Genomic DNA, 9,623 nt, shown 5'->3' with positions numbered 1-9,623 from the left:
TGCCGGGTGCGTGGCGTGCGGCGCGGGCCGGGACGGCGGGGCACGCCGGCCGGAGCGCCGGGGTGCCAGCCGGTCGGGCGCGGTGCGGCGGGGGCCGCTGGCCGTGACAGGCTGAGGGGCATGTCCGACGCCATGCTCAGCAAGGTGCGCAAGCTGCTGGCCCAGGCCGAGGACCCGGCCTGCACCCCCGCCGAGTCGGCCGCGTTCACGGCCAAGGCGACCGAGCTGATCGCCCGCTACGGCGTGGACCGGGCGTTGCTGGCCGCCCGGGACCCGGCCACGGACCCGGTGGGCGACCGGGTGGTGGAGGTCGTCGCCCCGTACGCCCGGGACAAGGCCGGCCTGCTCGCCGCGGTCGCCGATCCGCTGCGCTGCCGCTGCGTCCGCCGGCAGGAGGGCGCCGGCTTCGCCATGCACCTCTTCGGCTTCGCCAGTGACCTGGAACGGGTCGAGCTGCTCTTCACGTCGCTGCTGGTGCAGGCCGCGCACGGGCTGGTCGGCGCCGAGGTGCCGGCCGGCGCGCACGTTGCCGCCTTCCGGCGCTCCTGGCTGGCCGGGTTCGCCCAGGTGATCGGGATGCGGCTCAGGGCGGCGGAGGCGGGGGCGGTCGCCGAGGCGGGCGCGCCCTCGGTGGCACTGGTCCTGGCCGACCGGTCGGACCGGGTCCGACACCGCGTCGCCGAGGTGTATCCACGGCTGCGTACCGCCGCGCCGCGCCGGCTGGCCGGCGGCGGGTTCGGCTCGGGGGCCGAGGCGGGCCACCGCGCCGACCTCGGCGGCCGGGGCGTCGCCACCGCACCGGGTGCGCGTCCCGGCCTCGGCCGCTGACCCGCCGGAGCCCGTCGCGCGGTGGCCCGGGGCCCGGGGCCCGGGGGTGGGGACGGACACGGCCCGCGATCGTGACGATCACGGGCCGGCTGATCGCGGTAGGGGGTGGGCCGTCGGAGGGCGGTCAGCCGGCGTCGCGGTTGGCCACCCTGGCGGCGTAGCGGGTGAGCAGCTCGTGCCAGCCGGCGGTCAACGCCTGCCGGTAGCCCTCCGCGGCCTCGCCGTGCCGGTCGAAGTGCCGGTGCTCGACCTCCACCCGGGTCCGCTCCGGCCCGTCCCGGTGGAAGAGCACCTCCACCTCGCTCGCCTTCGCGGGATCGGGCACCGGCGCCCGATCCGCCCCGATCTGCCAGGTGAAGACCAGCCGCTCCGGCGGATCCCAGCTCAGCACCCGGCCCCAGTCACAGCGGAAGCCGTGCGGGCCGATCTCGTAGAGCATGCCGCCGGCGCGGGGCTCCACGCCCAGGTCGGCCAGCTGCTCCGGTCCGGACCAGGTGTATTCCACCACCCACCACTGCGCCAGCGCGCCGGTGAACACCTCGAACGCCCGCTCCGCGGGCGCGGGGACCAGGAGGGCGCTGCGCAACGCGAACTGTTCGGACTCCTGCCGGATGCCGGCCGGGTCAGCCATCTCCTGTCCCATAGGCCCGGACCATACCGGCTGATGCCCGGGTGCGCAGCTTCGCGATTGCCGGCTTCGATGCCGCCTTCCCGGTACGCCGACCCCACCGGCGCGTTGACCCGTGGCCGGGAATCGGCGACGTCGTCGTGGCCACCGTCGAGGACGCGGATCGCCTTGGTCGCATCGCCGTCCCGACGGGATGTTCGGCTGGATTGCGGGTACCCGCGCCGAACGGTCCCGGCCGGCCCGGCCGGAGGATGCGGAGCGGGGAGCATGAGCGAGAACGCGCAGCAGCGGGATCAGGACCGGACCGGCGGTCGATCGAACCGACGCGACGGGGAAGCGGAGCCTGCCCGTTGGGACAGGGAGACCGAGATTGCCCGCCGGGGCGGAGAGGCGGAGCCGGCCCGGCGGGGCGGGGAGGCCGAGCCGGACGTCCTGCTGGACATACCGGAGGTGTCGGTCGACTCGATCCGGCTCGCCGTCGACGAGCTGGACGCCGACGTCTCCCTGCGGGCCCGACTGGCCAACCTTCTCCAGCTCGACGCCGGGGTCCGGGTGCACCTCCAGGGCGTCGAGCTGGACATCACCGGGGCGCACGCCGAGGCGTTGCTCAAGGTGCGGCTGGAGAAGCTGGTGGAGATCCTCGACCGCGCGCTGACCACCATCGACCGCAACCCGCAGGTCATCCAGGCGCTGTCGGACACGGCGACGGCCGCCCTGGACGACGTGAACCGCGCTACGCAGCAGATGGGCAACCTGGGTGAGCGGCTCACCGGCCCGGTGGAGCGGCTCACCGGCCCGGTGGAGCGGCTCACCGGCCCGGTGAAGCGGCTCACCGGCCCGGTGAAGCGGGGCGTCGGCCCGGTGGAGCAGCTCGCCGGCCCGGTGGAGCAGCTCGCCGGCCCGGTGGAGCGGGGCGGCGCGACCGACGATCTCGGCCAGCAGGTGGGCGCGATCGGCGCGGTCGCCGACCAGTCCCTGCGGGAGCAGGGCGGCCCAGGGCAGGGCGGGGAGCCTGGGGCCGGGCCGGCCCACCGGGGTGGTGGCCTCGCCAGCGGGTCAGGGGGCGGGGGCGAGCAGGGCCAGGCGCAGCGCGCACGCGAGCAGGCGGGGCGCGAGGCGGCCCGCCGGGAGTCGGGCGGGCCCGAGAAACGGGAGCGAGGCCAGGGGGGCGCCCCGGAGCAGGGCGGGCCGCGGCCGGGCGGCGAGGAGCGCGGCGCGCAGCGGCCGGGCGGCGAGCAGGTCGGGCAGCGGCCGGGTGGTGGCGAGCAGGTCGGGCCGCGGCCGGGTGGTGCGGAGCAGGGTGCACAGCGGCGTGCGGAACAGGGCGCGCAGCAGCCGGGCGGTGAGAGGGTCGGCGGACCCGGCGGCGGGCAGCGTGAGCCGTCGGGCGGCCCCTCCGAGGGCGGGCAGGGCCGGCGGCCCGAGACCCCCGGCGGTGGCGGTGGGGGTGCGCAGAGCGCGGCCCAGCTCGCCGAGCAGGCGGGGGAGACGCTGCGGCAGGCCGGCCGGAGCGTCTGGGAGGCGATCCAGGGCGGGATGGCCCAGCACCGCCAACAGCGGCGCTGACCCCACCGGCCGGCCTGACCGCCGTCGACCCGCCTGCGGCCCCGTCGAGCGCGGTCAAGGGTCGGGGCCCGGCCGGTCGACCAGCCGACCGCCGGTCGACGGATCAGTCGTCGGTCACCTCTGCCCGATACCGTGCGATCCACTGCCGGTTCAGTTCGTCGGCCTGGCGCTGGTGACGGGCGACGACGGCGCAGCCGTCCTCGGGCACGTCGAGCCCGAGGAAGTCGAGGACGCCGCGCGTGGTGGCGACCATGTCGTCGGCCAGTTCCTCGTAGCGCACGACGTGTGGGTGGATCCCCCACGTGGCGAACCACGCCTCCCAGGCCGCGTTGTGCTCCCTGATCTCCTCGATGTAGTGCCTGATCCCGTTCGCATCGAAGCGGGGCGCCCGCCCGTTGCCGGCGTCGCCGCTGATCTCCCCACTGCCGCCGATGAACCACCTGCCGGTCTGCTCGGCGCGCAGCCGCGACACCGCCTGTGCCAGTACGTCGTCGCGTCGCAGGTAGACGAAGCCGGTGCGGCCGAACGCCCTGGTCAGCAGCGCGACGTCGTTGCCGTCGAGCTCGGGGTGGACCGCCGCGAGCCTGGCGACCACCTCCTCCAGCGTTCCCCACATGAGCTTGGCGCCGAACACGCCGTTGTCGGTCCGGCCCGCGGCGAGCGCGGCCCGGACGAAGTCCGCGTAGTCGAAGCCGCCGCCCGCCGTGCGGGGAAGCCGCCACCGGTCGGCCCACAGCGGCTCGTCCGGCGAGCGGAAGTAGGCCTGAGGACGACCGGCGACACCGGTGGATTCCAACAACCCGAGCAGGAGGGAACTGCCGGTGCGCGGGGTGCCGCAGATGAAGTAGGAGTCGACACGGTCCGTCGGCATGGCAGCACCCAATCGCAGCGCGGTCGCCCGCCGCAACCGGATTCGTCAGCCACGCCGGCCCGCGCGATCAGCCGAGGGCTCGCAGTGCGGCGGTGCCCACCACGAAGAGTGCGATCATCGCGGCGGAGGCGATCCGTACCTGTCGCGACCGGGTGAAGACGCCCACCACCAGTGCCGCCCCCAGGCCCAGCAACCAGTGACCGACCTCGGGATGCCGGTCGGGCTCGAAGCCGAGGTGGCCGAGGGCGGTACGCCCGTAGCCGACGAGCGCGGCACCGCCCGCCCAGACGAGCAGGGCCCAGCCGCACCGGCGGCCGGGGCTCTCGGTCAGCCGCGACCCGTGGCGGGTGAGCGTGCCGAGCAGGTAGGTCACCGTCAGCAGCGCCGCCGCGCCGGCGAGCAGCACGGCGCGCACGCCCACGAAGAGGGCGAACAGCCCCCACGGGCCGCTGTCGGTCCCGCGGAGGAACAGGGCGGCAGCAGCGCCGACCACGACCATCTGTCCCACCGCCAGGCGGCCCGGATTCACCACCAACGGCGCGGTCGGTGCCGACCGCGCGGCCGAGTGCTCGGACACGCTCCATCCCCCCCCGTCGCGCCGGCCCCGCCGCACGCGGAACACCAGGGCGGGTCGGTGGTCAGCCTGGCAGAGTCGAGTGGCCCACCGCTGTCCCCAATCCGTCCGTCGACAGCAGTCAGGGCAGGCGGACGGGGTGCGCCGTCACGCCGAGGCCGCGGCGACGCAGAACTCGTTGCCCTCCGGGTCGGCCATGACGATGTGGTGCCCGGTGAAGTCCTTCAGGACGGTCCCGCCCGCCTCCACCAGCCGCTCGGCCTCGGCCCTGATCCGCGCCCACCGCTCGTCGGGGGTGCCGTGCCCCGGCACCCGGACATCGATGTGCAATCGGTTCTTCGCCGTCTTCGGCTCGGGCACCTTGAGGATGGAGAGTGGGGGCCCGACGCCGTCGGGATCGCACAGCCACGCCACGTCGTCCACCGGGTCGTCGTCCGGCAGGTTGAAACTCGCGTGCCACTCCTCGACGGTTCGGAAGGGGGCGGGCGGGGGCTCGTCCACGTAACCCAGTGCCGTCTTCCAGAACTCGCCGAGGAGCTTCGCGTCCCTGCAGTCGAGGGTCAGGCTGATTCTGGCTGCCATGGCGGGACCGTACTGCGCACCTCCGACAGCCGCGGCTGAGCCGACGAGCGGGCCGCTGCCGATGCCGCGTGCGACCTTGACGTCCCTTGCATGATGGGCCGCATGAGCCTGAGTGATCCGGACCCGGTATGGACCGCCGTGCGTTTCGTGATCGTGGCCCTCAGCCTGGCCATGATCGTCTTTGGCGTGCGTGTGGCCGTGTCGCGTCGTTTTCCCTCGGCGTGGGTGCGGGTCGCCCGCCTGACGGCGGGCCAGCAGTCCCAACCCGTCCGCCTCGGCGGCGGCCAGGCGCTGCTCGGCGCGTGTCTGCTGCTCCAGCAGGCACCGTTCCTCATCCCCATGCCCTTCCTGGCCGGGCTCACCCTGCTCGTGGTGGCACTCCTTCTCGCCGTGGCCGGGGTGGGCTGGTTCGTCCTGCTCCGGCGGTAGACCCCGGGGCTCCGTCCGAGCCCCGCCCTCCTACCTACGGGGCAGGCGCTAGGGACCCGCCTCTACGCGCCGATTCGGCCCAGGCCGGGCAGGAAGCGGCCGACTCTGGCCGCATAGCGGCGGTAGTCGTCGCCGTGGGTGGCGATCAGGTACGGCTCCTCGACGGCGCGGACCTGTAGTTGCAGCGCGATGAGCAGGGCGAGCCAGGCGGCCAGTGAGACGGCGTTGGGCACCATCAGGGCCAGGCCGAGGGTGGTGGCCGCCATGGCGGTGAAGATGGGGTTACGGGCGAGCCCGAACGCGCCGCTGGTCACCAGGGTGGTGCGTTCGTCGGGGTCGACGCCGATCCGCCACGAGGCACCCATGGCGAGCTGGGCGGCGAGCGTGGCCCCGATGCCGACGACGGTGACGACCAGGCCGACCACGTGCAGGGGCCGGTTGTCGAGGCCGGGCAGCGGCGACAGGCCGGCGAGGGCGGCGGCCGGACCGGCCGAGCCGAGCACGAGGGCGGCGACGAACAGCAGTTTCGCCCACCACCGCAGGGTGCCGGGCGGGCCGGCGTCGAGGCGTAGGCCGGTGTCGCCGGTGCGGCGCCACTGGGTCAGGGTGCGCCAGCCGAAGGCGAGCAGCAGGCCCAGCAGGTAGAGCAGCAGCGCGAGCCAGGCCATCGTCACGCCTTCCCGTCGGTGCAGCAGGCGTCGGCGCAGCCCGAGCCCTGGCCAGCGGCGGGCAGGGGCGCGCAGTCGTCGCAGTGCTCCCCGCGCCAGGCTTCGAGGCCCTCCTTCACCGCGACCCCGGCGATCACGAGCGCGGCGATCGGGTCCGCCCACGACCAACCCCAGACGGCGTTGAGGACCAGGCCGACGAGCAGCACCGCGGACAGGTACGTGCACAACATGGTCTGCGTCGAGTCGGCCATGACCGTCACCGAGCCGAGTTCCCGCCCGGTACGCCGCTTGGCCCGTACGAGCAGCGGCATCACGATCAGCGACGCGACGGCAAGGCCGATACCCACCGGGCTGGCGTCGGCGTCCCCGCCGGTCGACAGCGAGCGGACGGCATCGAACGTCACCCAGGCGGCCAGGGCGAAGAACGACACGGCGATCAGCCGCAACGCCAGCCGCTCCCGATCCTCGGGCACCCGGGAACGGAACTGCCAGATCAGCACGGCAGCGCTGGACACCTCGACGAACGAGTCCAGGCCGAAGCCGATCAGCGCTGCGGACGAGGCCACCGTGCCGGCGGCGATCGCGATCAGGCCCTCCAACAGGTTGTAGCCCGCCGTGGCGTAGGCCAGCCACAGGCTGCGTCGCGACAGCACCGCCCGACGCTCGGGGGTCAGCAGCGACACTCTCACGTGGTCACCGCACCGGCCGGCGTGCCGTAGACCGGGCACAGGGCGACCGCCTCGCCCGTGGCAGCGAGAACCTGTTCCGCCGACCGCAGCAGATCCAGCAGTTCGGGTCGCGTCAGCGCGTAGAACGACTGGCGGCCCGCCACCCGGTAGTCGACGAGGCCGCAGTCCCGAAGGCACGCCAGGTGCTTCGACACGGTCGACTGCGCCAGCCCCAGCTCGTTGGTCAGGTCCACCACCCGCGCCTCTCCGGTCGCGATCCGGCGCAGGATGGCCAGCCGGGTGGGATCGCCGAGGGACCGGAACAGCGCTGCGGCAGGAGCCAGCCCGGGAGTACAACCAATCGCCATTGCGCGATGATAGCCGGTTGTGGCGATCGGTTTCCAGGGTGGGTCGCGGTCAACCCGGGGGTACGGGCTTGTCGTGTCCTGTCGCCGGACGCCGGCTGTCGTCAACGCTTGCGTGAGCAGTCGTGCGCGCCGCCCCCCTGTCAACGGTCGTCATCTGTTGCCGTCAGTCGCCGTCCGTCTCGTCGAAGAAGTCGCGGGCGGAGGCGACGAGGCCGGGGTTCGGGTGGTCGTCGTTGAGGAGGTCGATGCTGCGCACCGTGAGATGCGAATTGCCGTCCGTGTCCGTGACGAACAGCACGGGGTGCCAGGCGGGGTTGACGTCGGCGATGCTCGCCCGGACGCGGGGGTCGCCCAGGGCCTCTTCGAGCGTCGCGCGGGCCCGGACGCACCATTCGCCGTGCGCCTCGGCGTCGTCGCCGAGGGAGAGGTGGGTGTCGAACATGTCCCGGCTGATCTGGACCATCGACTCGACACCATGCCCGGGCGTCCCGTCGTCATCCGCGACGACCCACTCGTCGGGCCACCAGCGGTAGCCGTCGGCATACGAATCGTCGGCTTCGACAAGCACCTTGAGGGCTTCTTCGGTGTGCGCCAGCAGGTTCACCGTGATGACGTCGCTGTCCGTGGTGAGCGCCACCGCGTACAGCTCCTCCGATGCGCGTCGCTCGAGCATCGGGCCGATCGTCGCGCAGACGCTCGCGACGATCCGCTCGCGCAGCGCAGGCATGTCGACGGTGGGCACCGCTTTCCTCCCGGGGGGCTCAGCCTCGTCCTGGTTGCCGGGACGCCGGCCGCCCCGGGAAGGACGCAACGTAGCAGGGGCGCCGCCACAACGAGCTTGCCTCCCCGGCAGCCCCACTCGACAGCGACCGACCGGCGGGGAAGATCGGCCGGCGCGTCACGCAGCGGTCTCCGACTCACCCCGCACGCAGAAGCGCCGACCGGCGTTTCCGCTGGTCGGCGCTTCAGTAGCCCGGCGAAAGGCTATGTGGCCAGGGGCGGGGTCGAACCGCCGACCTTCCGATTTTCAGTCGGACGCTCGTACCAACTGAGCTACCTGGCCGTGTTGCTCGGTTCATGCTACCCGCACGGCGGGTTCTCCGCCGGGAGGGTCACATGCCCCGATACGCAGAACGCCGCGCATGGCGCGGCGTTCTCCGCTGGCGGTCCTGACGGGACTTGAACCCGCGACCTCCGCCTTGACAGGGCGGCGAGCACTCCAACTGCTCCACAGGACCTAGCTTTGTTGCCTCCGGCCGAAGCCGGACCGTGCCCCCAACGGGATTCGAACCCGTGCTACCGCCTTGAAAGGGCGGCGTCCTGGGCCGCTAGACGATGAGGGCGGCCCCGCCATCATTGCACACTCGCAACTTCAAGCGGACTTGCTCCCATCCGGCCCCGCCGGAGGCTTGGATAGCTTACGTGATGGTCGGTCTCTCGACCAAACCGGTATGGCCCTAGCCACAACGGCGCGCAAAACCGCAGGTCAGACGCTTCTAGCGCAGCCGGGCGACGCCGTAGCGGCGCTTCAGGTCGGTGATCAGGCGGGGGCAGGCGGCCAGCGTGGCCGCCCGATCGCCGCCCCCGTCGTGCAGCAGCACGACCGAGCCGGGCCGGGCCGCGGCGCGTACCCGCTTCACGATCGTCGCGGCGGTCGGCTTGCCCCAGTCCTGCGGGTCGACGTTCCAGTGCAGCGACCGCATGTCGAGCTGGCTGGCGACCGTCACCACCTCGCGTGTCCACCGGCCGCCCGGCTGCCGGTAGAACGGCACCTTGGCGCCCGGCACCGCCGCCCGGATCGCCGCGTTGGTGCGGACGAGGTCCCGCCGGATCTCGGCGACCGGCCGCCGGCCGAGGTGGAGGTCGTGGTTCCAGCTGTGGTTGCAGAGCTGGTGGCCCTCCCGGACGATCCGCCGGACCAGCTCGGGGTGACGCCGGGCCTGCGTACCCACCACACAGAACGTGGCGGTGACCCGGGCCGCCCGGAGGCGGTCGAGGACCTTCGGCGTCCAGGCCGGGTCCGGCCCGTCGTCGAAGGTCAACGCCACCGCCCGTACGCCGGTGGTGCGACGCAGCCCCGCCGGCAGTTTGGCCGGCAGCGGGCGGACCAGGCGCCTGGGCGGGGTGCTGCGGGTCGGCCGCGGCTTGGCCGACGGAGCCGGCTCGTCCGGCAGCGGGGCCGAGGCGACCGGCCTGGGGCCGGCGGCCCGCGGGTTGGTGGCGGTGCCTTCGCCGCAGCCGCCGAGGAGGAGGAGCAGAGCCAGGCCGGCGGCCAGCACGGCGCGTGGGCGCATCGTTCGCTCCCGGGGGGTCGGGGTGGGCGGACCTCCCGACGCTAGTGGACGGCGTTCCGCCCCGGCACCCCCGGTCGTCGAAGGTCGCCCCGCCGGTCGGAGGTCACCCGGTCGGTCGGAGGTCACCCGGTCGGTCGGAGGTCACCC

At 73.8% G+C, this 9,623-nt stretch carries 12 protein-coding genes and 3 tRNA genes; 3 read left to right on the top strand and 12 right to left on the bottom strand.

Features of this window, described 5'->3' with window-relative positions; translation table 11 throughout:
• Positions 1–120: 120 nt before the first annotated feature.
• Entirely contained in the window at positions 121–828 is a 708-nt protein-coding gene (locus AB0G13_RS17640) for a DUF2786 domain-containing protein (RefSeq protein WP_357875328.1), read from the top strand.
• A 124-nt stretch (positions 829–952) separates the two neighbouring features.
• On the opposite strand, the gene AB0G13_RS17635 is transcribed toward AB0G13_RS17640, so the two are convergent.
• Positions 953–1,471, bottom strand: coding sequence for an SRPBCC family protein (locus tag AB0G13_RS17635; RefSeq protein ID WP_357875326.1), 519 nt, complete (start codon positions 1,469–1,471; stop codon positions 953–955).
• A gap of 252 nt (positions 1,472–1,723) precedes the next feature.
• On the opposite strand from AB0G13_RS17635, the gene AB0G13_RS17630 reads away from it, so the two are divergent.
• A complete protein-coding gene (locus tag AB0G13_RS17630) occupies positions 1,724–3,022 on the top strand; it encodes a hypothetical protein (protein WP_357875324.1) in 1,299 nt (432 codons plus the stop codon).
• 103 nt (positions 3,023–3,125) lie between these two features.
• Here the strand turns inward: AB0G13_RS17630 and AB0G13_RS17625 are convergent, their stop codons facing one another.
• The 3 genes from AB0G13_RS17625 to AB0G13_RS17615 form a co-directional block, all read right to left on the bottom strand.
• Positions 3,126–3,893 carry a Stf0 family sulfotransferase gene (locus AB0G13_RS17625; RefSeq protein ID WP_357875322.1) on the bottom strand — a complete coding sequence of 256 codons (768 nt, stop codon included), beginning with the start codon at positions 3,891–3,893 and terminating at the stop codon, positions 3,126–3,128.
• Positions 3,894–3,960: 67 nt separating this feature from the next.
• Positions 3,961–4,470, bottom strand: a complete 510-nt coding sequence (locus AB0G13_RS17620) for a hypothetical protein (protein WP_357875320.1) — start codon at positions 4,468–4,470, stop codon at positions 3,961–3,963.
• Between the two features lie 144 nt (positions 4,471–4,614).
• The gene (locus AB0G13_RS17615) at positions 4,615–5,049 is read right to left on the bottom strand and encodes a VOC family protein (RefSeq protein ID WP_357875318.1); all 435 of its coding nucleotides are present in this window, start codon (positions 5,047–5,049) and stop codon (positions 4,615–4,617) included.
• 102 nt (positions 5,050–5,151) lie between these two features.
• Between AB0G13_RS17615 and AB0G13_RS17610 the strand changes: the two genes are divergently transcribed.
• Positions 5,152–5,478: a hypothetical protein gene (locus AB0G13_RS17610; RefSeq protein WP_357875316.1), complete on the top strand. Its 327-nt coding sequence runs from the start codon at positions 5,152–5,154 to the stop codon at positions 5,476–5,478.
• A 62-nt stretch (positions 5,479–5,540) separates the two neighbouring features.
• Here the strand turns inward: AB0G13_RS17610 and AB0G13_RS17605 are convergent, their stop codons facing one another.
• From AB0G13_RS17605 to AB0G13_RS17570, 8 genes are all read right to left on the bottom strand, one after another.
• The gene (locus tag AB0G13_RS17605) at positions 5,541–6,146 is read right to left on the bottom strand and encodes an isoprenylcysteine carboxylmethyltransferase family protein (protein ID WP_357875314.1); all 606 of its coding nucleotides are present in this window, start codon (positions 6,144–6,146) and stop codon (positions 5,541–5,543) included.
• Between the two features lie 2 nt (positions 6,147–6,148).
• Positions 6,149–6,835 carry a cation transporter gene (locus AB0G13_RS17600; protein WP_357875312.1) on the bottom strand — a complete coding sequence of 229 codons (687 nt, stop codon included), beginning with the start codon at positions 6,833–6,835 and terminating at the stop codon, positions 6,149–6,151.
• The gene (locus AB0G13_RS17595) at positions 6,832–7,182 is read right to left on the bottom strand and encodes a metalloregulator ArsR/SmtB family transcription factor (RefSeq protein WP_357875310.1); all 351 of its coding nucleotides are present in this window, start codon (positions 7,180–7,182) and stop codon (positions 6,832–6,834) included. Before AB0G13_RS17595 ends, AB0G13_RS17600 begins: the two co-directional genes overlap by 4 nt.
• Positions 7,183–7,345: 163 nt before the next feature.
• Complete coding sequence (locus AB0G13_RS17590; protein WP_357875308.1) at positions 7,346–7,924, bottom strand: DUF4303 domain-containing protein; 579 nt, start codon at positions 7,922–7,924, stop codon at positions 7,346–7,348.
• A gap of 247 nt (positions 7,925–8,171) precedes the next feature.
• Positions 8,172–8,245: transfer RNA gene (locus AB0G13_RS17585), tRNA-Phe, on the bottom strand.
• Between the two features lie 98 nt (positions 8,246–8,343).
• A tRNA-Asp gene (locus tag AB0G13_RS17580) sits at positions 8,344–8,420 on the bottom strand.
• Positions 8,421–8,452: 32 nt separating this feature from the next.
• A tRNA-Glu gene (locus AB0G13_RS17575) sits at positions 8,453–8,525 on the bottom strand.
• Between the two features lie 153 nt (positions 8,526–8,678).
• Entirely contained in the window at positions 8,679–9,476 is a 798-nt protein-coding gene (locus AB0G13_RS17570; RefSeq protein ID WP_357875306.1) for a polysaccharide deacetylase family protein, read from the bottom strand.
• Positions 9,477–9,623 lie beyond the last annotated feature (147 nt).

It is taken from the genome of Micromonospora sp. NPDC023633 (assembly GCF_040640035.1).
GTDB lineage: Bacteria > Actinomycetota > Actinomycetes > Mycobacteriales > Micromonosporaceae > Micromonospora.
This window is presented reverse-complemented; position numbering and strand designations above follow the sequence as displayed.